Genomic DNA, 25,090 nt, shown 5'->3' with positions numbered 1-25,090 from the left:
TATTTTTCACAGAACAAAAAAAGACCTCATTCAAGGTCAAATCATACTTCTCTATCTCTCTTCCTATATAAACTATTCAATGGTTCATTCTTTCTCTTCTGAATTCGATAGTTTCTAACTACTTCTTCTCTTTTTAAACGTGTGTAGTCCTTGACTTAGCAACGTACTAGTCAAAAGTCTTGTGCCACTTAGCTTGAGCTTAGGCTCTTTTCCCATACCAAGTCTTTTCATCTGATATTCATACCAATATAACTCACTAAACCCTGATTGATCAAAGATCTTCAATGGAGTTTTCACTTTATCCAAATAATACGGTTTGAATCGATCTTGCTTTATTTGATTAGGTAAATCTGGTTGAATGACCATCTGTCTTGCAATCCCAATCATATTTGCTGCTCCACTTGATAACGCTTCTGCCATACCCTCTTCTGTTTTAAACCCACCGGTTACCACTAAAGGAATATCCACTTGTTCTTTCACCTTTTCTGCAAATTCAATAAAATAGGCTTCTCTTTTTCTTGTACTCTCTTTTTGCAAATCAATCATATTTTGATTTTCATAATTGCCACCGGATATTTCAAGGAGATCCACACCTAATTCATCTAATTTCTTGATCACTTCTAACGATTCATGTTGAGTAAAGCCGCCCTTTTGGAAATCTGCTGAATTTAACTTTACCCCTATTGGAAACGTCTCACCTACTTGTTTTCTCATTTCCTTATACACATCAACAAGAAAACGCATCCTGTTTTGTAAACTTCCTCCCCACTCATCATGTCGCTTATTATGGTATGGGGATAAAAATTGATTAATTAAATAACCGTGTGCTGCATGTATTTCTACACCTGTAAATCCAGCTTTCTTGGCTATTCTGGCTGTTTCTGCAAACCTTCCTATTATCTCTTTAATCTCTTTTGATAATAGCTCTCTAGGAGGAGCAAAAAATTTTTCCACATCACCTTTCAAAGGTACGTTGCTTGGCGCGACAGGTTCCTTTGTTAAGAATTTCGGTGTTTGCTTTCCTGGATGGTTAATTTGCATCCAAATGTGCGCCCCGTCCTTTCTTCCTGCTACAGCCCATTTTTTGAGCATTTCAAAATTTTTCTCATCTTCAACAACTACGTTTCTCGGTTCTCCTAAAGCAGATGGATCAATCATAACGTTCCCAGTAAGAATTAAACCTGCCCCACCTTCTGCCCATCTTTTATAAAGAGTCGTGTGCATGTCAGAAGGTGCATAATTAGAATTTGCTAAAGATTCACTCATCGCCGCTTTAAAAAAACGATTTTTAATCGTTGCTCCACAAGGTAAGGATAAAGGACTAAACAAAGCCTCTTTTGAACTCAAGTTATCACACCCTTTAATGTTTTTACGTTTAAACATTTAAACATATTGTATATTATATATTGATACAATCCTCCCTTTCAAACATTTCGTACTATTAAGAAAAGCGCAAGCGACCGTATAGCAACGCAAAGGAAAGGAACGTCAACTAAGAACAGTCATATCCTGTGACTAACGTTGACGCTAGCCCGTCCTGGGCATCGCCGCATGAGATAAAGGAAACACGAAAAGCCAGAAAGTAGAGGATCTACTAACTACCGCCACGTCCTGTGGAAAACGTAGATCCACCTCCCTCCTTGAGGCGTCTCCGTTGACTTATCGTAGAGAATGGAACATCAACTACACAAAGGATCATCAACTAAGTTCAGCCACGTCCTGTGGCTAACGTTGATGCTAAAACTTCCTGTTCATCGCACGTCCTGTGGGCAACGATGATGCTAGCACCTCCTGTGCGTCGAAAGCGCTACCCGCCGCTGGGCGCTGGAGCTAGACAAAAATTGAAGCACCGTCTAAATAAGGACAGATTTTTATACTTACTTACTCTGAGAAAAAAGCTGTGAAGGATAGTTCCACAGCCTTATTCCTGATCCATATGAGATTTTATTGCTTCGACAATATCATCATATCCATTTTCTTCAGCTAACTGTAATGCAGTTAAACCATCTTCTTGAGTAAAATTTGGATTGGCACCGTTTTCTAATAAAAATTGAATGATTTCTACTTCTCTTTCGCTCGCAATAGCATTTAGTAATGGAGTATATCCCCAATCATCTGAGTAATTAATATTTGCTCCTCTATTAACTAAGTCCTCTATTATATCAATACTTGCATGCATACATGCATAAGTGAGTAACGACTCATCAGAATCATTCACAATATTAGGATCTTCTATATATTCCATATACTCGTTATAATAATTCTTTTTATCTTTAGCTATGGCCTTGTGAATAATGGTCTGCCCATAAAATAATATTTTCGAAGGATCTTCGCCTTCCATTAACAAATCTTTTGTTTTTTCAAAATCATCATCGTAAAAAGCGTCTTCTAACTGCGTCGTTTCATCAAAAAAATCATTAAACATCTCACTACTAAATATGAATCCAACAATTAATCCTACATATAATACTGTTGTTAAAAACAAGCCTAGAACAATCTTGCCCGCAGGAACTTCAAACTTCACCTGTTCTCGTTGTCCGAAGAAGGACTCAATTTCAGCTATTCGTTTCGGCAGGACTGGATGAGTCGATAGCTTTTCACTTAACCAAATGAAAAAACTCTTTTCTTCTTATAATTGATTAATGTAATCGTCTCTGTCCACATGAGTAAACAAATCTTTCCCAATGGCTAAAACGGTTAAAGCATTCGCAGCTGCATTTGGACTCTCGATATACTTTGCAGCCATACGATCACACGTATATTCACAGCCTCTTGAATAAGCTTCTGTTAAGAATGGCATGAAGCTAGAAGGCAATAGTAATAAGCTTTTCAACATATGATTGCGTTTAATATGGGCTAATTCGTGAGCCAATACGAACGTTAATTCTTCCTCGTGCCCTTCTTTTAAAAGCTCGAATATTTCTGAATATAAGATAACCATATTACGTCCAAAAAACCTAGTTGCAAAAGCATTCAACATCCCGGATGATTCGACTACATAAACATCTGGCGTTTTTTTAAGCTCCATATCTTGACTTAGTTTTTCGAGTTTTTTATAAAAATCTGGAAACTGCTTATGACTCAATTTAACACCATTTCCTCTAATTTGACCGATAAATACACCTTGCATAAAAAAGAGGATTGCCACTACAGCTAACAAAATAGGAATACCAATAATAGTGAAAGCTATCCCTATATAGGCCATAACAGAAAAAATAACGCTTAATATAAAATAAGCATCCTCTTTTTGATGAATTAACTTTTTATCTAGCATTCTTGTTTCTTCCTTTCTTAGTTGTCATCAATGTAGGTGCTTAAAAGACCCAAGACCTAAAAGGCGAAAAATATAGGAATAATAGCATCTTAAATCTGCAGACTTTTAAACAGCCTCTATAAGTATAATCAATTTTCAGGAAAATGCTAGATTTATTTTAAAATTTTATTTAATAAAACACATTTTTTTAGCCGCTTGTATTTTTATAAAAGATCCTCGAAATCAATAAACCAATGACCCCAAGTGCAATAAACAAAATTGCTCTCCAAACAATATCAACCATATATAAATCAAATAAGGTAATTTTGCTTAACGTAATGATTAAAAATGAGAGTCCAATATAATTCCAATGTTTATCTTTGAAATAACTATAAGCTCCATATATGACCAACACAAAGATCATCCAAGCAATAGATACACCAGTACTAGAAAACATTGGGTCAAAAGTTCCTGTAGTTAATTGAGAAATCTTTGTAAAAAACACTAAAATTAATAGCGATATGGGATAAGGAAAGACATGCTCAATAGAATTCTGTTTCATAACAGATGATTGCTCTTTAAAAATATAAATGAGAAAAAAAATATGATACAACTAACAACCAAGTAGTTATCGATACAAATGTTAAAGCGTTTCCTGGAATATTAAATAGTTCAACGATTACGGGAATAAGAATAATCAAACTTGCCACAGTTCCAATGATACTGTTTCTTTTTTGTGATACATAATATACAACCATCGATTGTAAAGTAAATACTATCAATTTAACATTTTTTTCAAAAAATACATCTTCTAACAATAAAAATAGGTAAAACATTGAGAATACGAAGAAAATGTTTTTTAATTCTTGGTGTTTGTTGTTTTTTATAACGCTAAGTAAAACATAAGATAGAGCCATTAATCCATAAAAAATATACAACATAGAGGTCTGCGTATTAAAAACATCTTGACCAATCACATATAATAAGAAAGCTCCAGTAGATATAGCAGGAATATACATTTCTTTATTAACTACTGTGTTGTTTTTTCTAAAAGTAAGAGCAATAATGATCACTTGCTGGACTACTAAAGTCAAAACCGTAAGAATTGAATTCTCACCACTCCCAAAGATAGCAAAAAACATTAACGCAAAAACGTAAGCATAATTAGCGATGTTCCAGGTAATTTTAAATTGCTTTCTAACTGATTCCAAAATTAACCCTGTAAATACAACCGTCTCATACAGATAAAAGATATATTCATTCCCTTTGTCTCCTGCAAATATAAACGGATATAAGTATGCCCCAACACCGATAATGGCCAGCAAGCTTTCAGATTGATACTTTCTCGACATCCATACGCCCGCAACCATTGCAAAAATCAAAAGAATGACCGTAATTGAATATGGAATAAAACCATATAAAATATTACCTGCAAAAATAGACGCTACATAGACAATAATACTCCCACCTAGCAAAACAATTCCTAACGCATCCTTAGCACGTGAGTACTGTTTATGACCTAACCAGTAGAGTACACCAGATAAAGCAAACCCAAAAAAAGACCCTAACAATCGGATTAATCCAGCCTCTTTCTGCTGCAGCTATAAATGCCCATATAATTCCTAAAATAAATACAAAAATAAATACTCGTGGTAACCACTTTGCAACAATTTGATCCATGTTAGGTTGTGATTGCTTTCCATCCTTTGATTTAATTTGATTTTCAGAAGGAACCTGAATTGTTTGTTTTTGAGTCACTCCTCTTTTCTTGTTGCATTGCTTTTGTGGCTTGATCTTCAATTGCATTACCTTCGTTTATGTAATTCAGTTCTTGTTTAACTTCGGAAAGTTCATTTTCCAACTTACTAATTCGTTCTTTAAGATCGTCTATTTTTCTATTCACTTTTTATCACCTCATCTCTAGGTATATACTAACATATAACTAAAAATGTTTATTTGTAGAAATGAATTTTAGGTTAAAATGATAATATCTACTAGAGAAATTTTGGATATTATTTATGGAGGTTATTTCAATCCACGCACTCATAAAGAGTGCGACGTTACTACTGAAAATGATGAAACTTGCCAGTAATTTTCAATCCACGCACCCATAAAGAGTGCGACTAATTAAACATCTTTATTGTCAGTCAACACGATTAATTTCAATCCACGCACCCATAAAGAGTGCGACAGGAGTGTGAAATGAAAAATGATGTTAGATTTGTTATTTCAATCCACGCACCCATAAAGAGTGCGACTCTAAGTTGTAGGATCAACTCATCATTTAACTTTTATTTCAATCCACGCACCCATAAAGAGTGCGACATTTTCGCTTGTAACAAGTGACGCTCTTTAGTTTTATTTCAATCCACGCACCCATAAAGAGTGCGACGTGCAGGATTCTTTAAACACGTAATGCGCCATTATATATTTCAATCCACGCACCCATAAAGAGTGCGACCATGTTGGACATGATTTTACAATTTGTCATATGCATTTCAATCCACGCACCCATAAAGAGTGCGACAATGGCAAGGTCGGCAATAATATCTTTGGTAACAATTTCAATCCACGCACCCATAAAGAGTGCGACTTCGGCTTCCATTATAAACACCTACTCTACTTCTAATTTCAATCCACGCACCCATAAAGAGTGCGACCCTTAAACATCTTTTCTAACAGCTTGATATCATAATTTCAATCCACGCACCCATAAAGAGTGCGACAGATGTGTTGTGATCTTTTGCGATGCCCCAGAGCATTTCAATCCACGCACCCATAAAGAGTGCGACCGTGATCTCTTCTCTTAATTCCATTGGAGCGTTATTTCAATCCACGCACCCATAAAGAGTGCGACTCACGAAGCTTTTTAATATCAATGGTGGAATCCATATTTCAATCCACGCACCCATAAAGAGTGCGACCTGTTAACGACTTTAATATTAAACTTTGACCCTACTATTTCAATCCACGCACCCATAAAGAGTGCGACTCTTTTGACAGGTCCCAAAACGTATCACCTTTACATTTCAATCCACGCACCCATAAAGAGTGCGACCTAGGTGTCTTTGATTTGTCTCGTTGTCTGTGGGATTTCAATCCACGCACCCATAAAGAGTGCGACAAAGGTGATGGATGAAAAGATGAAGAGATACGAATTTCAATCCACGCACCCATAAAGAGTGCGACAAGCACCAGGAACAGGATCTACTAGTATTGATAAAATTTCAATCCACGCACCCATAAAGAGTGCGACCCCATTGCAAAACCCCAATATAAAGTGATTTGTCTTATTTCAATCCACGCACCCATAAAGAGTGCGACGCTGTTAATGGATCGGACGGAGAAACTGCTAAAATTTCAATCCACGCACCCATAAAGAGTGCGACCAACGTCATTTTTGTTGAGAACCCCTAAAACGGGAATTTCAATCCACGCACCCATAAAGAGTGCGACCTAATACTTTCTGCGAGATCGTCGCGTTTTCTTATTTCAATCCACGCACCCATAAAGAGTGCGACGTCACTACGAAGATGTTGGGGATTACAGTGTATCGTATATTTCAATCCACGCACCCATAAAGAGTGCGACAATTCATGTTTGATAGCATGACATTCCAAACTTTTATTTCAATCCACGCACCCATAAAGAGTGCGACTGGCATTGTTAGATAATCATAATCGCCTGTGTACTATTTCAATCCACGCACCCATAAAGAGTGCGACAGCGAAAAAGTGCTATAAAGTAGTGCTTTCACCACAATTATCACTCTTTCTATTACTATTATATTACAAATTCATTAAATATAATAACAATTCTTGTAACAAATCCTGTAGAGACCGTGCGAAACAACCTACGATTTTATGATCACTATACACTCGCACTTAGCTATAGAATTAGTGGATCTTCTATAAAAAACGACTCCTTTGCGCCTATATGGTCAATCTTTGACTTGTAATTATTTCCTAATCGATAAAAACGCAAACTATCTTCTGACTTATCAATCGTCTTCTCCAAATTATGTTTTAATTCTGCAAACTCGGCACTATTAAGAACACATTCAAAAACGGAGTTTTGAACTCTTTGTCCATGATCTTGACATAGCTTAGCTACTTTTCTCAACCGTTTTCTACCCTTAGCATCTGTTGTACTTACATCATAAGTTATTAACACTAACAACACCTTCCACCTACTTCCACAAAAATGGTGGGTACTCTTCTATATCTCCTCTTAAATGTCTTGCTAAAAGCAGTGCTTGAGCATGGAGCACGAGTCCCCAAGAAATCTTCTCTTCTAAAAATGGATGGGTAATCTTTTCTTGTTTCTTTTCCTGCCATACTTGGAGAAACTTTTTCCGAGCATCATCTTCCATGATGACTGCTCCACTCTCTTTCTGAATAAAACCCTTACTATCTATTATCCTTTTATTAATAAGAGAAAGTACGAATCGATCCGCAAAAAACACTCCTTAACTCCTCCATTAAATCCAGTGCTAATGACGGTCTTCCTGGTCTATCTTGATGCATGAATCCTACATATGAATCTAGACCAACTGCTTCTAATGCTGAAGCAGCATCATTAGCAAGTAGAGTATAGGCAAAAGAAAGCATAGCATTGACATTATCCAATGGAGGTCTTCGATTTCTTTGATGAAAGAAAAAATCCTCTTTTTGTTGCATAATCATTTGATCAAATACTTTGTTGTAAAGGATAGCTGCTTGTCCTTCATATCCCCGTAACGTCTCTAAGTCCTCTGTATTCCGAATGAATTTCAATAATTTTGTTAACGACTGGGATATCTCTTTAAATTCTTCAACATCTACACGTAAAGGATGATCTCGTTTTACTCTTTCAATTACCCATTTACAGTTAAATACTTTCCCCAATATGAAATTTTTTGCAATTGCCACAGAAAGTTCTTCATTATCAGATACTCTGTATTGTTTTTTTCTTAATACTACATTCCCTCTACTTTCCCCTACAACTCTCGCTAAAAACTTTCCATTTTTGCTTAAAAAGACAATTGGAATGTTGTCTTTTGCACATTTCCCCATTAAAGCAGGGCTTGCTCCTGTATAGCCAAATGCATAGATAGATTCTAAGTTATGAAGAGGAAAACGGGCTAATTTTTCGTCATCTTTAACTACCACAACATTTTCTCCACTTAATGATAAATAAACTTCTGGTTTTGTAACGAACAAAGTATTTAATAATTTCTTCATTCGTTCATGTTCCTTTCTATATATTGATTGACAGATTCTTTATTCATGAGTTTAGGAAGACAAATATGTTGCAAAGAACAATTTTTACAAAAGGGTCCAGTCTTTACTTTAGGTGTATACCTAGCTTCATAATATTTATGCATTTCTTGGAAAACATCCTTGACTCTCCCCTTCAAGCCTTCAGATATTTCAACTTCTTTCCTTCTCTTAATTTCATGATAATATAAGTATCCTTTTGGAACATTGCAAACGAGCATTTCTTCTAGACACATGGCTTGAGTTACTAATTGAAGGATATCGATATCACTTTTTTTGACTTTTCCTCTTTTATATTCAACAGGTACAGGTTGATAATGTTCTTTTGAACCTTGGATTGAAACTCCATTCTCATTCTCAATAAATTCGACAACATCACAAACACCTGATACGCCAAGTTCTCTTGATTTAATAGGAAGTGCCCTTATCACTAATTTATTCTTTCTCTTTTCTTTAAGAAAGGGTTGATCAGCACGTTCATGGACGTGCTTCCCTTCCACTGTCCTCACATTTTCTTCCCATTGCTGTTCGATATGAATTAGTGCCCACTGCCTCTTGCAAAATTCGAAATGTTGAATACCAGAGAGTAACAGAAATTGTTCTTCATCAATTCCCTTCGTACTCATCTACTTTTAATCCTTCTAAGTCATCAATATAAAAATAAACATCTTCTATTGATTTTGGCTGCTCTCTTTTCAATTCCCATTTAAGAGAGCGGTGAACTTTTGCTGATGAATATTGTCCAAATTTAGAATTATGTTCCCACCAATAAAGCTTGTGAACCTCCATGCTCCCATCTGGACGTGCGGATGAACTATCGTTCTCAAACAAAGTTTGAAGAGACTCCTTTATCTTGTCTGCATCTCTTCTAGTAAAATCCGTTTTCTCTGCTAGCTGAGTATTAACACTTCCATAAAAAACATAAACTCCAAAGTCTACACGGTGTTTTTCACCAAATGTAGAAGAATCCTTGTTTTCAGAAGCTTCATTATTAACACTTTTTGTAATTTGCATAGAAGTTATGTCAATTGGATGAATACTATAAGCAGAATGAATTGATACAGGTCCACGGATACCAACTGATTGTCCTTTTTCAAAATTATAGATTTGCCCAAAACTCCGTACATCTATCCATTGTTTACAAGCAACTTTCATAAACTTTTCAATGTCTTTATCTTTACCTTTCTTCGCCTTCTTTAACTCCTCAACACTATCAGCACGATCTTTTAAACTTTTAAATTGATCAGTTTTCCTTTCATCCGATTGAACAAAAATGGACTCCTCCATGTCTTGTAATCGATTTCGAATCTTTCTTTTTAAACAAACGTCCGAGATTTCCCCATAACCTTCATAGTTTTGTCTTGGACGATTTCCATTTAGAGGGTCCCCGTTGGGGTTAGCATTTTTGACAGATACCACTACAGCAAAATCAATTTTATTATTTAATACTTCCACATTGATCATCTCCTAGTTTTTTATTTGATCACTTTCTGATTTCTTTTGATATAACTCATGTCTTTGACTATAAAAACCTAGCAAAAATACTGGAGATAAACTTCTATCGTTAAATTCTTCAATATTGATTGTAGAAGCTACCTCATCTATCAGTTTGTTTAGGTCTATTGCTTTCCTACCTAATTTATTTTGATAAGGCTGAAGATTGGTCTGAATAATACTCCACGTTCTGGCAGGATGTTTAGAAAAAGCATTCATATAACGCATCGCATTTGTTGAACGTTCCTTTGAACGATTGTCACCTGATACTGATAGAGCACGTCTTTCTAATTTGTCAGCAATGGCTAATAGTCTACCAAATAAATAGTCTCTGTTTGTATTCTGTGAATCAATACTCACTTCATAGCCCTCCTCTGAATTGTTTTTCTTGATTAAAGCACAAGCTATACTTAATGTTTTCTCCCATTCATTTTTGTTTTCTTTATTAATACCTGCAGATAAAGTAATAACACGATTATAAGTAGACTTAACAATATCTATGGGGATTTTCCTTCTATCAATGACACAAGGGAATAATCTTTCGACTGTCCCCTTTATCAGCTGTTTTTTCGCTCGTGTTCCATAGGCAGCTGTTGAAATATCTTCTAAAGAAGGTACACCTACGAAAAATGATTTTGTTTCATTATCCTTATATATCCAACTACAAGTCTGCTGCCAATCTTCAATATTATTCAAATAATGTTCTCTAAATAAATCTCGATAGTAAACAACTGCCATCCTTCCAGTTGTCGCTGCATCTAAAATAAGAATGTGAACTTTTGAATGGTAGGATAAATCTTTCTTGTAACCAGCTAAAGCTTGAGAAAACTTCTTTGCATAGCCTTGATGAGTTTGATCATAAGATTCATCTTCTTCTGGTCGTTCTATCTGCATTTCCTCTAATAATGATAGAAAATCATCTTGTGGATTGGGAATACTCTTCTCATCATTACCCCATACGAGAAATATTCGCCCGTGAACTGATTTCCCTTGCTTATCAATTAACCACTTGAGAGCGTTATGGACCTTTTGGGAAAACTCAAAACTAATAACAGCTGCCTGGTTGGCTTCAAGAAATCGACCTTTGTATATAAACTCATTCGTTTTATTAGAAGAAATTAATTTAGCGTTTGCATTTTCTCCATAAATATTTTTCGGGTGTTTTTCTACTCTAGGTAATTGTTTTCCCGTAACATAACTTTAAATGAGCAAATTCAGATCAAAAAAATTCCATTAAATTAAATAGAAAAAGACATGACCACTAACTTGGGTTAAAATTAAAGTTCCAACACCATAACCCTAACCAAGGAGTGTTCATGTCCAATGACTAGATTATCACATCAAGAAAAAATCCACAATATTTTAGAGGAATGGCGTTTACCACTTTATTTTTCCAAGCCGTCTATGAACCATCTTGTTTCTATGATTGATGGGATGCTGAGTTTCGGTTTCACAGGAAAGATATCGCAAATTCATGCGCTAAGCTTTTGTAAAAAACATCGTACAACATTAAGCTATTTTTTAAATAAAGGTGCTTGGGACGAAACCTATTTAAATCAAATTACAAAACAAAAAACCGCCCAAACCATTCACAAAAACGCAAGAAAACAAAAGGAACCTGTATTCCTTCTCTTTGATGACACCATCGGACAAAAGACCAAACCTTCGTCACAGGCTCAGTCTCCTATTGAATCTTGTCAGTACCATTTTTGTCACAAAGAAGGAAAACCTGTTTACGGACATCAAGTCGTTGGAATGATGATGCAAAGCGGGGATTTAGCGTATCCCTATGATTTCGCCCTATATAACCAATCGAAAGAAAAGAGTAAAATTCAAATGGCCGTTGATATGATTGACTCTTATGTAAAGCGAACTGTATCAACCTATATCCTTTGTGATAGTTGGTATACCTCTAAACGTATCATTGAAGCTGGACTAGGGAAAGGAATTCATACGATAGGAGCTCTTAGAAGCAATCGCATCTTTTTTCCAAAAGGCGAGCGAAAACAAATCAAACAGTTTGTTCCCGATATTTCAATGGAAGAAACCGACCTTGTGACCGTTGGTGATGAAACCTATCGAGTCTATCGTTACGAAGGAAAACTGAATGATTTAGAGCTTGGTGTTGTATTGCTTTGCTTCAAAGAAGGCGAACCAATGGAGCCTAAAAACGTACGCAGCTTCCTATGTACAGATATACAGCTATCCACAAAGAAAATCTTAGACTACTACTCCAAACGATGGTCAATTGAAACGTATTTTAAACAAATAAAAGGATCGTTAGGTTTTGATGGATATCAGATTCGCAGTGAAAAAGCGATCTTGAGATATTGGACAATTTTAAACTTCACCTATATTTTCGCAAGCCTTTTAAAAGGCACAAAATTTTGCGAAGCTCTCCATGAAATCAGGAATCAAAAGTTTGGTAGCATCATTAGGTTTGTATATGATCAAGCAACTCAAGGAGAAGAACTTGAAAAGATTAAAAAAGAGCTTTTAGTTGCCTAGGGTACTTGTCATTTCATTTTTGTTGGTAATTTTTGTATTGATTTTTACTCAATTAGAGTAACATAACATAAATCTTCACCATCTAAACGAGAGGAATAGTATTCAATATATGAATCGAACACATCTTTATCCTTCCAAACCTTATCAGTCATCTCACCTTCAAGGTGAACATCAAAACGGACAACTGCTTTTGAGATATCAGAAGCTACTTTATATAATTCAGGTTTATCACCATTTTTTGACCATTTTTTAATTAACTGATTATTATCATCTATCTTTATTTTTCCATGTTCATATAAATCCTTAATAATTGTTTTCTTTTTAATATATTGGTATATGCTCTTTATTTTCGGATGGCAGTTGGGATGTAGGATCATTTCTTTAAAGTTGTTTAAATATAATTCATTAGCCTCCTTAAACTTTTCTTCTCCCCCATAATCTACAAAATCCCCTGCCACATATTTGATTCCGTCATGAAGAGGATGTGGTGTTGCCTTTCTTGTCCTGCTTTGAGAATCTTCTGTACATGGGCTAACAGTGTAAGAGTCTTCTTTCTTAACAACATCAGCCCAAACAAATTCACCTTGTTCATTAACTACAATCTCAATATGTGCTATTAAATTTGTGTGATATAAAGGAAGTAGTGTAAACTCTTCACCCTCAGAATTTTTTTCAAACCTTCCTACCATGTCAAAGTTATTTTCATATGTCTCATAAAGGTTTTGTAACCAGCTCAATTCCTTCCCTCCCTAGTTCCATTCTTCATATAATTGTTCCACGGACGTAATATCATTTTCAGAAAAAGGCTTTGGAGATGCCTCTTTAATCTCTCGGACCATGGTACAATCCTCTGGGCGAATAAACTTTATTACTCCTTGTTTCATTACTGGGTTCCACAGTCTTGTTTCCATTTTGTCCTTTCCTGTCTCATCAGGATAATTGATACCATGAACCATAGTCCCTAAATGAATCTCACCTTGATAATCATCATAAAAACCTTTAGTTCCTGGTGTGATTGGTTCTACATACCCTTGACACTCCCTCGTTCCTAAAAAAACGTCTCTCCTTCCTCCGACTTTCACACTTCTTTTAGCTATGTTATGATGTTTATGTTCGTTTCGATCAAATGCTAGATCCTCACGATGATAGTTAAATTCAAAATGAGCACTTATTTCGTATTTTACATCCCTTAAATAGGAATAGTAAGCTAAGTCATTTTCATCACTAAAATACTTAATTGGCCGGATTCCTTTTGACTCCATTTGGATAGGGTTTAATACACGCACTTCATCAACAATCCAGACAATGGTTGGTTTCCAATATATGGATTCAACGATCCCTTTCAATGCTTGATAAGTAGGAACCATATAAGAGGACTTTTCACCTCCTATTTTTGTAACTGGATCGGTAAAAAGCGCATATTTACCGTGAACTTCAAACTGTATTGAATTCCTCATACTCTCACCTCCTGTAAATTAATAACTATAAATCTAAAAATCTCATTTCTGCATCACCTTCAACATTCAAACCATATCTTTCATCATAAAATTTCTCTTTTAACTCAATAAATCTTCCATCATGTAAATATTCAATACCATGGCTAATCGACAATTTGTTCAGTTCATGTTCATAAACCCCAATCGAATATTGTTGCGCTTTTTTCAATGTTGTTGACAACTTTTCAATTGATAGATTTTCATTTAAGTCAGCGATAATTTCATTCCCCTCTCCGTAAGGAACAATTACGGTGTGTGCTGCTGATTGAATCACTTGAAAGTGGTTCGCCGCTGTTCCAATTGCACTCTTTTGTATAAGAGGGAGAGATTTTCCTGTTTTATGAAAATATTCTTGATAATATTGTTTGTTTCTATCTAACATGGACATCATGTTATTTTTTAAAGAAGGAATATAATAATCTAACTCATCTTCTAATTCATTGTAAAAAAGCTGAAAATAATGTTCAATTGTTTGGGACGATAGTACATCACTTAAATCCCCTTTCCTATCAAATAACATTTTGTAGGTGATTTTTTTACCTACTTTGATTGTTTTCAAGTTATCCAGATTTTCCTCTCTATGATTAATAATATAGACGTTCCCTACTTCTTTTTCCTTATGGCGATTACACCTTCCAGCTGCTTGAGCAATCGAATCTAATCCAGATAAAGAACGAATAACAGAACCGAAACTAATATCAACTCCCGCCTCTATTAATTGCGTGCTTAAACAAATCACCCTTTCCTTAGCATCTAACTTTCTTTTTACTTTCTCTAAAATCTCTTTTCTATGAGCTGCACACATGGTTGTACTTAAATGGTAAATATCAGCGTCTAAATTTCTTTCTGATAATGAATCAAACAACAACCTAACGACTTTTTTTGTATTTAAAATACATAAAATACTCTCTTCATGTTCCATTTTCTCTTCAATAAAATCTGCTAAACCTTCTGTATCCCAGCCTTTTTTCGTTGTTTTATCTATTAAATCCACCCTTTTAAAGGCTAAGGTCACGTCTTTAATATTTTTTATTAATTCACCATCAATACAATCTAGTTTTCTTTCAACAAAATCAAGTGCTGGTTGAGTAGCTGTACATAAAAGAATAGCTGTATGACAATGTTTTTTTAAGAAATTAAGTGATTCATTGAACAAAGAAACACATTCTATCGGTACAGATTGCACTTCATCAAAGATAATAATGGAATTTGCAAGGTTATGTAGTCTTCTAATGTCTCTCGTTCCACCTGAAAAAAATGTATCCAAAAATCTGACCATAGTAGTGAAAATAATTGGTGAATCCCAATTATCTTTTGCGAGTTTAGGTGCCTTTTCTTGCATATAATTAATTTTTTCTTCGTTAATGTCCTCTATAACGTTTGAATGGTGTTCTAAAATATGTTCATCATCATTAAGGATATTTCTTACTTCTTCAGCGTTCTGTTCAATTATCGTTGTATAAGGAATAATATAAATAATGCGATCTTTATTGTGTTCAATCGCATGTTTTAATGCATAACGAAGACTTGATAGAGTTTTTCCTCCCCCTGTGGGAATGGATAATGTGTAGATTCCTGAAGGCATATAAGCTGCCTCCTCACATTGCATAGACATCTTAGCACGTAAATGATTAATTTTGCTTTTGGAAGTACCTTTTCCTTGTAAATAGTTTAGTAGAGTAGAATGGTAATGTTTAAAAAGTAATGAATGATCTGGTTTCTTGTAGTGAGGTTCCTTTAATTCAAAATTTCTTGTATTTATTCGATCCGCATCAATTAGGCAGCTAAATAGATACTTTGTAAGCAACGTTAATGAAATAAGTATTTTCTCTGGTGCAGAATCTTGAAGGAAAGGGCGAAGTTCTTCTAAGGAGTGTTTTACTAATTCTTCTGTTTGGATATGAAATTGTAATCGCTCGAATTCATTGCAGACACGTGGATATTGCGGCAAGTCATCCTTGGCCAACCTCTTTAACACGGGTGACTCTAATTTTGGTGAAAGAAAATCGTGTAAACTTGAGTGATGGGACATGACAACATTACTCACAATTTCAGCTAGCAATTGATTTCCTTTATCTTTTTGTACAGTTTCATAAATAAACTTTGCACCCGCTGTAGCATGGTCAACACTACCTCTAGGAGGAGCATTCTCTGGATCATGAACCGCTAAATAAATATAATCATTGAATTCATTACAGAGTTTCCCCATGTCATGGAGTAACCCAGTAAGAGCAGCTGTACTGCTAAAACCTATTTTAGAACCAAATAATCCCGCTAGTTCTTTTACTGCTTGGAGATGGTCTTCAATAGTTTGAATACACTGATCATCATTTCTTATGTGAGCAGTAAATGACATATAACCACCTTCTGGTATCAAGTAATATATCACAATATTTTTCTAATATTATACACTTAAATAGACTAAAATACTATAAATGAAATATATTTGTAATAAAATAATGTAGACAATGTAAATTAGAAGGTGTTTGTAAATGAAAAAAGTACTAGTCGTTATATTTCTTTTACTTTCAGCATGCGGATTAAAACCAACAACATTTGAAGAATTGTATGACGGAGATGTGTTAAAGGTAACAAAAATAAAAACCGTTCAATTTATACCAGAAGACAATCAAGAAAAACAAGAAGGCTACCTTTACTGGGTAATGCTATTTGAAGGAAAGGAGGAATCCATTCATTTTTCTACAACAGAAGTAAAGGGAAATAACTATTTTACTGATTTGAATTTGAATATGATCTTGGAGGATTTTTATCTTGCAATTGAAGTAATTTTCTTGGCAATAAAACCAGAAAGAACCTTCACCTGACTAAAATTTGATCTTAATTTGGATAACGCTTGCTGGAATTAGGTGACTTTTTGTCCAACATAGGCATTGCTGTCTGGGAATAGTGTTTGACCTGAGTCCTACCTATTTACTGAATGAGCGACCTTACCAATGGTTAAGCCTAATAGGTCACCATGTAAACTATCTTGTCTTTGGGCATCTGTTAAAGGGTTGCCGAACATATCTTGACTGGTTAAATATTCACCGAAGTTATTGGTGGTCACCAACCCGTAAATTCACATTTCGGTTTTATAATGGACCTTGAATATGGACCTTGAATGATTTGTGTATTAAATATCTTACATTTATATTTGAAATTCAAGCAAACAATTGACAAGTAAACTATAAAAGTAAAAACACTTGACGTCTAAAAAGACAATCAAGTGTCAATTTGTTTATCTGTCTTTTCTCTTTTCATGTTTAAGAATATTTTGGCTCTTCGTCATTCACAGTGATTGTTTAGATAAATTAATACCGGACAATTACACAATAAGAAGAGTAAGCTATTCTGTTTGTATCTTAGAATTTTATTTATTAGTTTTTTAGGTTTCATTAAAGGTTATTTTTTTTTACCTCTTCAAACCATTCATCAGCAATCTGACGAGCCGTTTTAGTTTCATGATTAGTATAAACTAAATCATACTTGTATTCAGCTTTGTATTTGCCACTCTTAACATCATATATTAACTTCATTTCAGTAGGCATGTCTTTTTCATAATCCAAACATAATTCTTTAATTTTTTCAATATCTTCATTTAAGATATCTAATACCATAAACTGGCGTTCCGAAGATACATTATATCTTTCATCCTCATTCGCCAATACATCATTCACTTTATGAGGCTTCACATACTTATTATTAATTAAATAAAAAAATTTACTCGAAATAATGCTTTCCTCACATGAAGCGTATACATATATTTTATCCGCCCTCTCTTCAATATACTCCATACATATGGATATCATATCAGCTTGCAATTTACTAAATCTATCTTCAAAAGTATTCATCTAGTTTTGACTCCTTAGATTAGTTTAAAAGGACTTCAGAGAACGACTCACCATCAATTGTGTATTTTACTAAGAATTTTTCCGGCCTCACATTATTCCCGGAGTATATTACTTCTAAATTAATTGTTACTTCTTTTGGGGGTATTTCTTTCAAAGCAACAGCCCATTCTTGTTCAATTTTCTTATATTGTTTTAAATTAACATCAGATAATTGTGAGACTAAATTGTCAATTTTAGGTGAACCTCCAAATCTATCAGCTGCCAAATGTCCTGCATGATCTTGACCTTTAACTTTACCTGGAGTATTTCTGCTGTGTGACAATCTGTCTTTTCTCTCAGTTAGTTGTAAATTCTCTGTTTCAAACTTTGTGATTCTGCCTAGACTATCAGTTTCATAAAAGTAATCATACTCTCCAGTTTTATACCTAATATCTGGTTTTAACTTATTTTTTCTAACATTAGAAAACTGTTTTCCGTTCTCCACATACCTTTTAACTGTACCACCCTCAGCCTTCATCATAACCTGCTGCTTCACATTACTCAGCGTCTTCGTATTAAGGTTAAAGTTCGTGACTCTACCTGCACTTGTGGCGAGTTGCTGGGCTTCAACGCCAACCGGAACTCTCAACTGACCAATATTTGATCTTAACTTCGATAACGCTTGTTGGGATTGAGTGACTTTTTGTCCTACATAGGCCTTGCTGTATGGGAATAATGTTTGACCTGAAGCCTGCCTATTCAATGAATGAGCGGCTGTACCAATGGTTAAGCCTAATAGGGTACCATTTAAACTTCCTTAACGAAGAAGAAATTGGTCTTAACTAGATTTTAGGAAAAACAACATCCTACCCCTTTAATCAATTAAATATATTCGAAAGAACTCTTCTCGCTCTTTATAATTACAAGGGAATGACTTACGAAGAAGTCGGAGCTCAGATGGGGTATCATCGGGATACGATTTGGAGTAAACGCAAACATATCAAACAAAAAATGCAGAAAATGATAGAACATCCTTCAGGTGATTACATTTACCGAGGGGGTATTCTATCATTTTCTTATAATTAGGCATCTTATTTTCAACATCGTCTAGATATTTTCAAAAATATCTCATTAATAAAATAGGTCACTTAAAAATTGTCCTAATCAAATATTTTTGAGTTATTATTCAACCATAGATATAAAATCACTAAATGAATTAGATACATCATATGTAACTGGATCTAAATCTCCTGATTCCTCATGATTCCAGACGACAACTCTTGGTTGCTCTTTATTTGTTCTATAATCTAAACACACAAAATCACCAGCAAACAAAACAGCTATTGGTAGCAGTTCAGTACCTACTAAATTTTCATCAAAAACAATTCTTTCGTCTAATTGTGTTCTAACTACTCCTATATCGTAATACTCATCATCTCTTTCCCCAGTTACTTTTAAAATACATAAAAATCTATCAATCGCATAAATATGGTTATTACACTTAAAACTATCTTTTATAGGAGTACCACCATTATATTTTTTTATAAATTCTTTATATGCTTCTGGTAATTTTATTCTCCACTTGCCTTCCTTTTCAGAAAGCAAAGTATCGTCCGGCAAGGGATAGATTATTGATCCATCCTTAAATTCCATTTCTGTACCTCCTCAATATTATTATCTTGGAGCGTCGGCCCACATACCTTTTGTCCTTCCACCATTATGAGGTGTAATATTATGAATACCAAAGGGGACTAGCTCCATTTTACCAGGAATCTCCGTATGATGCCAGGTCCTTCCTCTTCTAGTACCACCTATTTGTTCGTCTAACCATTTAAATTGTTCTTTATCTGATAATTTCCAAAATCTCTCTGGTAGATGAACAGTTTCTTCTACAATACCTGCACTTTCAAAATCAGCAAATCCATACCTCATACCAACTGTTTTTGTAACCTTTATATCAGGAATATGTCCTTTTTCTATAGCCAATTCTTTTACCTTTCTTTTTTGGACAGGAGACAAACTATCCCCACCAGGAATAGTATCATCCCAAGACCAAGGTTTGTTTAAAGCAATATGCTCTTTATATACTATTGCATAGTCTTCAATAACTTCATCAAATTTCTTATTGCCATTTATAAAATGATCAATATTTCTTAAATTAGTTTCACTAACTCTATTACTTACTTTACCCTTATACTTACCCCCAACTCCCTCAGCCTTCATCATAACCTGCTGCTTCACGTCACTCAACGTCTTCGTGCTTAGATTAAGGTTCGTGACTCTACCTGTACTTGTGGCAAATTGCTGGGCTTCAACGCCAACCGGAACTCTCAACTGACCAATATTTGATCTTAACTTCGATAAGGCTTGTTGGGATTGGGTAACTTTTTGTCCTACATAGGCCTTGCTGTAAGGGAATAATGTTTGACCTGAAGCCTGCCTATTCAATGAATGAGCGGCTGTACCAATGGTTAAGCCTAGTAAGGCACCATGTAAACTATCTTGTCTTTGGGCATCTGTTAAAGGGTTGCCGAACATATCTTGACCCGTTAAATATTCTCCGAAGCCATTGGCGGTCACTAGCCCGTAAATGCCCATTTCGGTTTTATAAAGGACATCAAACGACTTGGCTCCTTTATACGCATCTAAGGCATGTGTGGCGGCACTGACGCCTTTAAACGTTTTTAAAGCACCTAATCCACCTTTACCGAGACGACCTCCCCAACCTGCGATCGGAATAAAACCAGCTAGAGCCATTCCGCCTGCCTTTACTCGTTCTGCCGTTGATAACTCTCGCCCTGTGATGGGATCGACGCCTTCTGTTGCTCTCTTATAATCATAATAGCCCGTCAGTTCACCTGTAAAGTTCTTAAATCCATCTACCATTTTTAAATACAAAGGTTTATTTTTCTCTGCTTCGACCGCTGCTTGTAGTTGTCTGTATTCCGCTTGTTGATCTTTTAACGTTACGTATTCGTCTGTCGCTTTTTGTACGTCGTCTCTTAATTGATACACATCGCTTTCCTTAAATGCCTTTAGGTTAAAGTGGATGGGGGAGACGTTGCCCCCTTTTGTCGTAGCATCAATGAGTGCGCTATAGAGCTGGACGACGAAGCCTTGGTTTATTTCTGATTGTTGATATTCATTCAACAAGTTTTGATTGAGTTGTTCAACAGCCTCAATGGTCTCTTTTCGCTCTTTGTCGGCGTTTTCCATGGCTTCTTCAAATCGGTCAGTCGAATACACATCAATGTCCACCAAATCGGAAACACTTGATAGGATAGCGCTGATATCATCTTGTTGCTGGTGAACCATCTGTTTTGATTGTTTGATTGATTTGGATAATTCATCTTCAAGAAAAGGAACATAGATGGTCGTTTCACCGCCTAAACCTGCCTCTTCTGTATCGCCATCAATTCCCTTTAAAAAGGCGATTTGCCTATCAATTAAACCAAGCCAAGCGTTAATCACTTCGCTTTGTGCTTGGTAAAATCCTTTAATGGCGTTTGCTCCTCTTCCTTGAAACGCATCCATTTCTACTAGACTTAACATGGCCTTTTTTACTTCTTCAAACTGTTCTTTTAAATTTTCATATTCATGCATCCTTGCCTGTGAAGCAGAAACAAGAGAATCTCGTTCATAGATTAGGTTTTCCATTATTCATTCCCTTTCTTTTTTGAACAAAAACACTAATTTTTAAGAATAGCTTCGTCTTGATCTTTGATTAATTGAACATTGGCTTTTGTGTCGTCGATACTTTTTAAAACTTCTTCTTTATACTGACGGACAAGTTGGTTTATGGAGTCTTCTCGTTCATCCCATTGTTCGATAAATGGAAGTTGATTGACTCCAACGGAATAACAAGAAAGAGAACCTTCTAGCCTCTGAACCATCCCCTCGATCTCCTCTAACTGTTTGATGACCGTTCCATAGTCTAATTTAATGTTTGTCATTAAAATAACACCTTTCGAATTTGAGCAAATTTATCTTCAATAGCATCAAAGGCGTCTTCACCTACCTCTAATAAGTCGCCAATTTGATCGGTCAGCGTACTCGCAAAGCCAAGTGCACCCTTTTGAAGGGTTAATTGATTAATTTTTGAATCGATTTTCCAGCCATAATCATCAATTTTGTGATTGACAATTCGTTTCATTTCTTCATAAGCGGCTGTTCTTTCATCGTCAAAGGTCATTAGAATGGTCGCCCGTCCATTGAGAGGCAAGCTCAGGACGCTCAATTTGTTTGATTTCATTGAAAGCTAAACTTTGTTCCTCTTGAAGTTTCTTCTTCGCCTTCTCCAATCTTGAAATATCTTCCTCAATACTCTTTGACTGTCCATTAATTTGGTTCGAAAAAGAGTGGAGCAAATCTGAATATCCCATGAGCCTTTCCTCCTTTTAAAGGGTGAATAGTAGGTGATACACATATTTTCCCATATTCATTAGTATAAAATAGCAACCTCTAAATCTACATAGGCAGAAATGACCTATTATTTTTGTAGAAGTCATGATAAAAGGTTGATTAAGCATGTGTGATAATGAGGAGAATAGTATTTTCATACTGAATATCATTGGGTGAATGGAACTAATATAAAAGGGTGAGCTTAAGTGCGGTCTAAAATTAGACAAGCATATGCGCTTGTCTAGCGACAGAATTAATAAGAATAATCAGCTAAGTAAGCCGTTGTGTAACAACATAGAATTAACTCTATCCTAGAGGCAGGTTTATCGCATGTCCTATAGCCAAAGGTAATAGTTGAACACCTTATAGATTGGAAAACTTACGAAGCTTTAGTTACTGGAGTTTGATAAAACAAGGGGAGAAAAGGAAATAATTTATAAATATGAAAAGATACTTATTTGGAGAACTAATATTTAAAATTGTATAAATCAAACAGGTGAAGAAATTGTGCAAATGGACAAATAGAAAATTAAGAAGTTAAAAAAGAATATCTATTTGATACCAGAAAACAAGAAGAAGGAAGGAAACAATACTATTATACTAATCTAAATCTACATAGGTTTTTTGAGGAGTTTGTCTCACAACCGAAGGAGGATTCCAGAAAATAACACCTACAAGAACTTTCATCTGACCAAAACTAGATCTTAAATTCGATAAGGATTGTTATGTTTGAAAGACTTGTTATCTAGCATAGACATTGATGTTATGAGGTTACTATTCCTTAAGCAATCAGTATAAGTCCCGGATTTTCATCGGATTTTCATTTAATTGTGGTAAAGTTTCTCAATAAAGGCACGCAGCATATAAGTAATATTTAGGTAGGGCTAGTATTTTCGTTAACCACTTTCAAAGTTTTCAAAATAAAAAAGCACCATAAAGATCAAGAAAAATGGTGCTTTTTTACATAAGGATTATGCTTCTGGTTCATAACTGCTATACAAACTGATAGGTGACGTCTTTTCTTCAGTAATTATTTGTCCGTTTGAAACACTTGAAAAAGTAAAAAATACAGTGGTAGCTAAAATACTTAAGATAAATTTTTTCAAGTTAAAATCTCCTTTCTTGAGGACTCTATTTTTTCTTTTAATTTCACAGGCAACGTAGCCATGTGAAGATCTCCGTATTTTTCAAATTCCTTAACCGCTAAACATAAGTACCCATCTTTACCATATAATCCATACTCTATCAATCCTCTTGCAATTAATAGATCGTAAGTTTCATAATTAGATATATCAATACTATCTAATAAGTGCTCTGCTTCCTCAAATCTAAAATTCAAACTTTTAAGATTCACTAAATGTGGTTCAAATCCAGAGGTCACATCTTCCTCTTCTAGTTTATTATAAAGTAATTTAAGTAATTCAATATTTCTTTGGATTACTATAAAATCCGACCTCAAACCTAATTTTTCATATATCTCTGACGCCTTGTTAAAATGAAGTTCGCTCAGATCACAGCTCTCATAAAAGTATGACTTTGCTATATAGGTATGAGCCAAAGCCCTAAAACGATCTCCAATTGCATTTGTTAATAAATTTTCACCCATTTCCCTAACAAGGGCATATTTTTTTACTTTTAACAGGGCATTTAAATTATAAACTTTTACACGATCAATAAACCTTGGACTTGGCAATTCAGTTTTATCTATTTCTTTTAATTTTCCTAATAGACTATTACATCGATCCTCTGTTTTATTATATTCGTAACTATTGTACAAGTAAATAATCTCAATATATTCCTTTAAGATTTCTACATGAGGATGTCCCCAATTAATTGCCTTAGATTCAGCGTATGCTTCCATAAAGGTAATTTCTCTAGTTCTAATTTGCATCAACAACTCATATAACCTCGTCACCTTGGACATTTCATGAGGTTTTTCCATACCGATTGCTACTACCTTCTTCATTGTATCAAAATAGTCGTTTTCATAGCAATAATCTAAAATGTCTTTTAGGTGGCTAGATTTTAGCCCGTCTTTTAGAGCGTAGTTTTCAATGGTGGTCCATTCTGGATCGTCTTTTTTTGCGTAAAGTTTATGATAGCCTAGGATGGCATCTAATGAAGTTTGTGGCTGACCTGTGTCGATGAACTTGATGGTATTTGCCACTGTGTTTTTTGTGACCCCTATTTCATCTGCGATATCTTGATAGCTTCGCACTTTGAGTTGAGAATCTTTTAAAATACAATCTTTAATTTCTTCAAGTTTCATTCCTTCACTCCCCATTCTAAGAATAGCCCTATCAGCAAGAACCAAATAAAGGATTTTTTATATTATAACATATATGTTTCAGAAAATTACTATTTCTTTGATCATTTTTTAAAATTTCTAAAAAATCCATTTTCAAGAAAAATAGAGTAAAATATTCTTATCAAATTTTATTGAAAAGAGTCATACATATGAACATTCGAAAATGGTTTAAAATCCTTCTTTGGAGTGGGTTAGGGATAGGTGCGATAATCACTGCGTTCATTATTTATACAGAGATTGATCACCCTGCCGTTTTCCCTTTTCTTATCAGCTATGTTTTATTGTTTCTAATCTATTGTATCGTCACAATCATTATATCTTTTAGAAAAATTATCAAAAAAGGGTATTTTTTCAAATGGCTTTATCAATTTTCAAAATACTTTGCAGTCTTTAGTTTTTTTATTTGGTTATTCAACTGGTTATTAAACAGAGATATGACGCTTTATAATTTAGGCTCTCCACTTGGAGGAGCATTAGGACTTTCACTTTGGAAATCATATGATGAAGAAGACAGCTCTTTACTCAAAAGATAAAGAGCTTAT

General features: G+C 34.8%; 26 protein-coding genes, 2 pseudogenes and 1 CRISPR repeat array. Of the genes and pseudogenes, 3 read left to right on the top strand and 25 right to left on the bottom strand.

Going from position 1 to position 25,090, the window contains the following annotated elements; genetic code table 11:
• Nucleotides 1-114: 114 nt before the first annotated feature.
• From LC087_RS01260 to cas8c, 12 genes and pseudogenes are all read right to left on the bottom strand, one after another.
• Nucleotides 115-1,347: an NADH:flavin oxidoreductase/NADH oxidase family protein gene (locus tag LC087_RS01260; RefSeq protein ID WP_226538695.1), complete on the bottom strand. Its 1,233-nt coding sequence runs from the start codon at nt 1,345-1,347 to the stop codon at nt 115-117.
• Nucleotides 1,348-1,921: 574 nt separating this feature from the next.
• Nucleotides 1,922-2,524, bottom strand: coding sequence for an ankyrin repeat domain-containing protein (locus tag LC087_RS01255; RefSeq protein ID WP_226538694.1), 603 nt, complete (start codon nt 2,522-2,524; stop codon nt 1,922-1,924).
• Nucleotides 2,525-2,629: 105 nt separating this feature from the next.
• Nucleotides 2,630-3,274 carry a M48 family metallopeptidase gene (locus LC087_RS01250; protein ID WP_226538693.1) on the bottom strand — a complete coding sequence of 215 codons (645 nt, stop codon included), beginning with the start codon at nt 3,272-3,274 and terminating at the stop codon, nt 2,630-2,632.
• Nucleotides 3,275-3,461: 187 nt separating this feature from the next.
• Nucleotides 3,462-3,815 carry a DUF2339 domain-containing protein gene (locus tag LC087_RS01245; protein WP_306019832.1) on the bottom strand — a complete coding sequence of 118 codons (354 nt, stop codon included), beginning with the start codon at nt 3,813-3,815 and terminating at the stop codon, nt 3,462-3,464.
• A 16-nt stretch (nt 3,816-3,831) separates the two neighbouring features.
• Complete coding sequence (locus LC087_RS01240) at nt 3,832-4,824, bottom strand: DUF2339 domain-containing protein (protein WP_306019831.1); 993 nt, start codon at nt 4,822-4,824, stop codon at nt 3,832-3,834.
• A complete protein-coding gene (locus tag LC087_RS01235) occupies nt 4,766-5,011 on the bottom strand; it encodes a hypothetical protein (protein ID WP_306019830.1) in 246 nt (81 codons plus the stop codon). Before LC087_RS01235 ends, LC087_RS01240 begins: the two co-directional genes overlap by 59 nt.
• Nucleotides 4,977-5,156: a hypothetical protein gene (locus LC087_RS01230; RefSeq protein ID WP_306019829.1), complete on the bottom strand. Its 180-nt coding sequence runs from the start codon at nt 5,154-5,156 to the stop codon at nt 4,977-4,979. Before LC087_RS01230 ends, LC087_RS01235 begins: the two co-directional genes overlap by 35 nt.
• 124 nt (nt 5,157-5,280) lie before the next feature.
• A CRISPR array of direct repeats spans nt 5,281-6,978; the repeat unit is 32 nt; unit sequence ATTTCAATCCACGCACCCATAAAGAGTGCGAC.
• A gap of 163 nt (nt 6,979-7,141) precedes the next feature.
• A complete protein-coding gene (gene cas2 / locus LC087_RS01225; protein WP_226538691.1) occupies nt 7,142-7,432 on the bottom strand; it encodes a CRISPR-associated endonuclease Cas2 in 291 nt (96 codons plus the stop codon).
• A 10-nt stretch (nt 7,433-7,442) separates the two neighbouring features.
• A pseudogene (gene cas1c / locus LC087_RS01220) lies at nt 7,443-8,475 on the bottom strand (type I-C CRISPR-associated endonuclease Cas1c).
• Nucleotides 8,472-9,137 (bottom strand): CRISPR-associated protein Cas4, encoded by a 666-nt coding sequence (cas4, locus tag LC087_RS01215; RefSeq protein ID WP_226538689.1) that lies wholly within the window; start codon nt 9,135-9,137, stop codon nt 8,472-8,474. The pseudogene cas1c and the gene cas4 overlap by 4 nt, the downstream one beginning before the upstream one ends.
• Nucleotides 9,118-9,966: a type I-C CRISPR-associated protein Cas7/Csd2 gene (gene cas7c / locus LC087_RS01210; protein WP_226538688.1), complete on the bottom strand. Its 849-nt coding sequence runs from the start codon at nt 9,964-9,966 to the stop codon at nt 9,118-9,120. Before cas7c ends, cas4 begins: the two co-directional genes overlap by 20 nt.
• A 12-nt stretch (nt 9,967-9,978) precedes the next feature.
• A pseudogene (cas8c, locus tag LC087_RS01205) lies at nt 9,979-11,190 on the bottom strand (type I-C CRISPR-associated protein Cas8c/Csd1); the annotation flags it as partial.
• Between the two features lie 138 nt (nt 11,191-11,328).
• On the opposite strand from cas8c, the gene LC087_RS01200 reads away from it, so the two are divergent.
• On the top strand, nt 11,329-12,513 hold the full coding sequence (locus LC087_RS01200) for an IS701 family transposase (protein WP_306019828.1): 1,185 nt from the start codon (nt 11,329-11,331) through the stop codon (nt 12,511-12,513).
• 44 nt (nt 12,514-12,557) lie between these two features.
• Here the strand turns inward: LC087_RS01200 and LC087_RS01195 are convergent, their stop codons facing one another.
• From LC087_RS01195 to cas3, 3 genes are read right to left on the bottom strand one after another with little or no spacing between them, the layout of a single operon-like run.
• Nucleotides 12,558-13,250, bottom strand: coding sequence for a type I-C CRISPR-associated protein Cas8c/Csd1 (locus LC087_RS01195; RefSeq protein ID WP_226539289.1), 693 nt, complete (start codon nt 13,248-13,250; stop codon nt 12,558-12,560).
• A gap of 12 nt (nt 13,251-13,262) precedes the next feature.
• The gene (gene cas5c / locus LC087_RS01190) at nt 13,263-13,970 is read right to left on the bottom strand and encodes a type I-C CRISPR-associated protein Cas5c (protein ID WP_226539290.1); all 708 of its coding nucleotides are present in this window, start codon (nt 13,968-13,970) and stop codon (nt 13,263-13,265) included.
• 25 nt (nt 13,971-13,995) lie between these two features.
• The gene (gene cas3 / locus LC087_RS01185) at nt 13,996-16,365 is read right to left on the bottom strand and encodes a CRISPR-associated helicase Cas3' (RefSeq protein WP_226539291.1); all 2,370 of its coding nucleotides are present in this window, start codon (nt 16,363-16,365) and stop codon (nt 13,996-13,998) included.
• Nucleotides 16,366-16,501: 136 nt separating this feature from the next.
• Here cas3 and LC087_RS01180 point away from each other — a divergent pair, with 136 nt between their 5' ends.
• Complete coding sequence (locus LC087_RS01180) at nt 16,502-16,834, top strand: hypothetical protein (protein ID WP_226539292.1); 333 nt, start codon at nt 16,502-16,504, stop codon at nt 16,832-16,834.
• A 98-nt stretch (nt 16,835-16,932) separates the two neighbouring features.
• Here the strand turns inward: LC087_RS01180 and LC087_RS01175 are convergent, their stop codons facing one another.
• From LC087_RS01175 to LC087_RS01130, 10 genes are all read right to left on the bottom strand, one after another.
• Nucleotides 16,933-17,076 (bottom strand): hypothetical protein, encoded by a 144-nt coding sequence (locus LC087_RS01175; protein ID WP_226539293.1) that lies wholly within the window; start codon nt 17,074-17,076, stop codon nt 16,933-16,935.
• A gap of 328 nt (nt 17,077-17,404) precedes the next feature.
• Nucleotides 17,405-17,860: an antitoxin YezG family protein gene (locus LC087_RS01170; RefSeq protein ID WP_226539294.1), complete on the bottom strand. Its 456-nt coding sequence runs from the start codon at nt 17,858-17,860 to the stop codon at nt 17,405-17,407.
• 19 nt (nt 17,861-17,879) lie between these two features.
• Nucleotides 17,880-18,602, bottom strand: coding sequence for a DNA/RNA non-specific endonuclease (locus LC087_RS01165; RefSeq protein ID WP_226539295.1), 723 nt, complete (start codon nt 18,600-18,602; stop codon nt 17,880-17,882).
• Nucleotides 18,603-19,021: 419 nt separating this feature from the next.
• The gene (locus LC087_RS01160; RefSeq protein WP_226539296.1) at nt 19,022-19,492 is read right to left on the bottom strand and encodes an SMI1/KNR4 family protein; all 471 of its coding nucleotides are present in this window, start codon (nt 19,490-19,492) and stop codon (nt 19,022-19,024) included.
• Between the two features lie 21 nt (nt 19,493-19,513).
• Complete coding sequence (locus tag LC087_RS01155) at nt 19,514-21,496, bottom strand: T7SS effector LXG polymorphic toxin (protein WP_226539297.1); 1,983 nt, start codon at nt 21,494-21,496, stop codon at nt 19,514-19,516.
• A 32-nt stretch (nt 21,497-21,528) separates the two neighbouring features.
• Nucleotides 21,529-21,792: a YwqI/YxiC family protein gene (locus LC087_RS01150; protein ID WP_226539298.1), complete on the bottom strand. Its 264-nt coding sequence runs from the start codon at nt 21,790-21,792 to the stop codon at nt 21,529-21,531.
• The gene (locus LC087_RS01145) at nt 21,792-22,031 is read right to left on the bottom strand and encodes a hypothetical protein (protein ID WP_306019827.1); all 240 of its coding nucleotides are present in this window, start codon (nt 22,029-22,031) and stop codon (nt 21,792-21,794) included. Before LC087_RS01145 ends, LC087_RS01150 begins: the two co-directional genes overlap by 1 nt.
• On the bottom strand, nt 22,021-22,221 hold the full coding sequence (locus tag LC087_RS01140) for a DUF5082 family protein (protein ID WP_306019826.1): 201 nt from the start codon (nt 22,219-22,221) through the stop codon (nt 22,021-22,023). The genes LC087_RS01145 and LC087_RS01140 overlap by 11 nt, the downstream gene beginning before the upstream one ends.
• Before the next feature lie 990 nt (nt 22,222-23,211).
• A complete protein-coding gene (locus LC087_RS01135; RefSeq protein WP_264189835.1) occupies nt 23,212-23,346 on the bottom strand; it encodes a hypothetical protein in 135 nt (44 codons plus the stop codon).
• On the bottom strand, nt 23,343-24,509 hold the full coding sequence (locus LC087_RS01130) for an AimR family lysis-lysogeny pheromone receptor (RefSeq protein WP_226539300.1): 1,167 nt from the start codon (nt 24,507-24,509) through the stop codon (nt 23,343-23,345). The genes LC087_RS01135 and LC087_RS01130 overlap by 4 nt, the downstream gene beginning before the upstream one ends.
• A 188-nt stretch (nt 24,510-24,697) precedes the next feature.
• On the opposite strand from LC087_RS01130, the gene LC087_RS01125 reads away from it, so the two are divergent.
• Nucleotides 24,698-25,081, top strand: coding sequence for a hypothetical protein (locus LC087_RS01125; protein WP_226539301.1), 384 nt, complete (start codon nt 24,698-24,700; stop codon nt 25,079-25,081).
• Nucleotides 25,082-25,090 lie beyond the last annotated feature (9 nt).

The sequence above is a fragment of the Bacillus carboniphilus genome (assembly GCF_020524035.2).
Taxonomy (GTDB): Bacteria; Bacillota; Bacilli; order Bacillales; family JAIVKR01; genus Bacillus_CC.
The sequence above is the reverse complement of the archived record's forward strand: the minus strand, read 5'-3'. Positions and strand labels throughout refer to the sequence as shown.

Excerpts from the sequence above, each read along its gene's own strand:
- LC087_RS01250 (WP_226538693.1), bottom strand. The coding sequence starts at position 3,274 with ATGCTAGATAAAAAGTTAATTCATCAAAAAGAGGATGCTTATTTTATA.
- LC087_RS01245 (WP_306019832.1), bottom strand. The coding sequence starts at position 3,815 with ATGAAACAGAATTCTATTGAGCATGTCTTTCCTTATCCCATATCGCTA.
- cas4 (WP_226538689.1), bottom strand. The coding sequence starts at position 9,137 with ATGAGTACGAAGGGAATTGATGAAGAACAATTTCTGTTACTCTCTGGT.
- LC087_RS01200 (WP_306019828.1), top strand. The coding sequence starts at position 11,329 with ATGACTAGATTATCACATCAAGAAAAAATCCACAATATTTTAGAGGAA.
- cas5c (WP_226539290.1), bottom strand. The coding sequence starts at position 13,970 with ATGAGGAATTCAATACAGTTTGAAGTTCACGGTAAATATGCGCTTTTT.
- cas3 (WP_226539291.1), bottom strand. The coding sequence starts at position 16,365 with ATGTCATTTACTGCTCACATAAGAAATGATGATCAGTGTATTCAAACT.
- LC087_RS01180 (WP_226539292.1), top strand. The coding sequence starts at position 16,502 with ATGAAAAAAGTACTAGTCGTTATATTTCTTTTACTTTCAGCATGCGGA.
- LC087_RS01170 (WP_226539294.1), bottom strand. The coding sequence starts at position 17,860 with ATGAATACTTTTGAAGATAGATTTAGTAAATTGCAAGCTGATATGATA.
- LC087_RS01160 (WP_226539296.1), bottom strand. The coding sequence starts at position 19,492 with ATGGAATTTAAGGATGGATCAATAATCTATCCCTTGCCGGACGATACT.
- LC087_RS01155 (WP_226539297.1), bottom strand. The coding sequence starts at position 21,496 with ATGGAAAACCTAATCTATGAACGAGATTCTCTTGTTTCTGCTTCACAG.
- LC087_RS01150 (WP_226539298.1), bottom strand. The coding sequence starts at position 21,792 with ATGACAAACATTAAATTAGACTATGGAACGGTCATCAAACAGTTAGAG.
- LC087_RS01145 (WP_306019827.1), bottom strand. The coding sequence starts at position 22,031 with ATGACCTTTGACGATGAAAGAACAGCCGCTTATGAAGAAATGAAACGA.
- LC087_RS01140 (WP_306019826.1), bottom strand. The coding sequence starts at position 22,221 with ATGGGATATTCAGATTTGCTCCACTCTTTTTCGAACCAAATTAATGGA.
- LC087_RS01130 (WP_226539300.1), bottom strand. The coding sequence starts at position 24,509 with ATGAAACTTGAAGAAATTAAAGATTGTATTTTAAAAGATTCTCAACTC.
- LC087_RS01125 (WP_226539301.1), top strand. The coding sequence starts at position 24,698 with ATGAACATTCGAAAATGGTTTAAAATCCTTCTTTGGAGTGGGTTAGGG.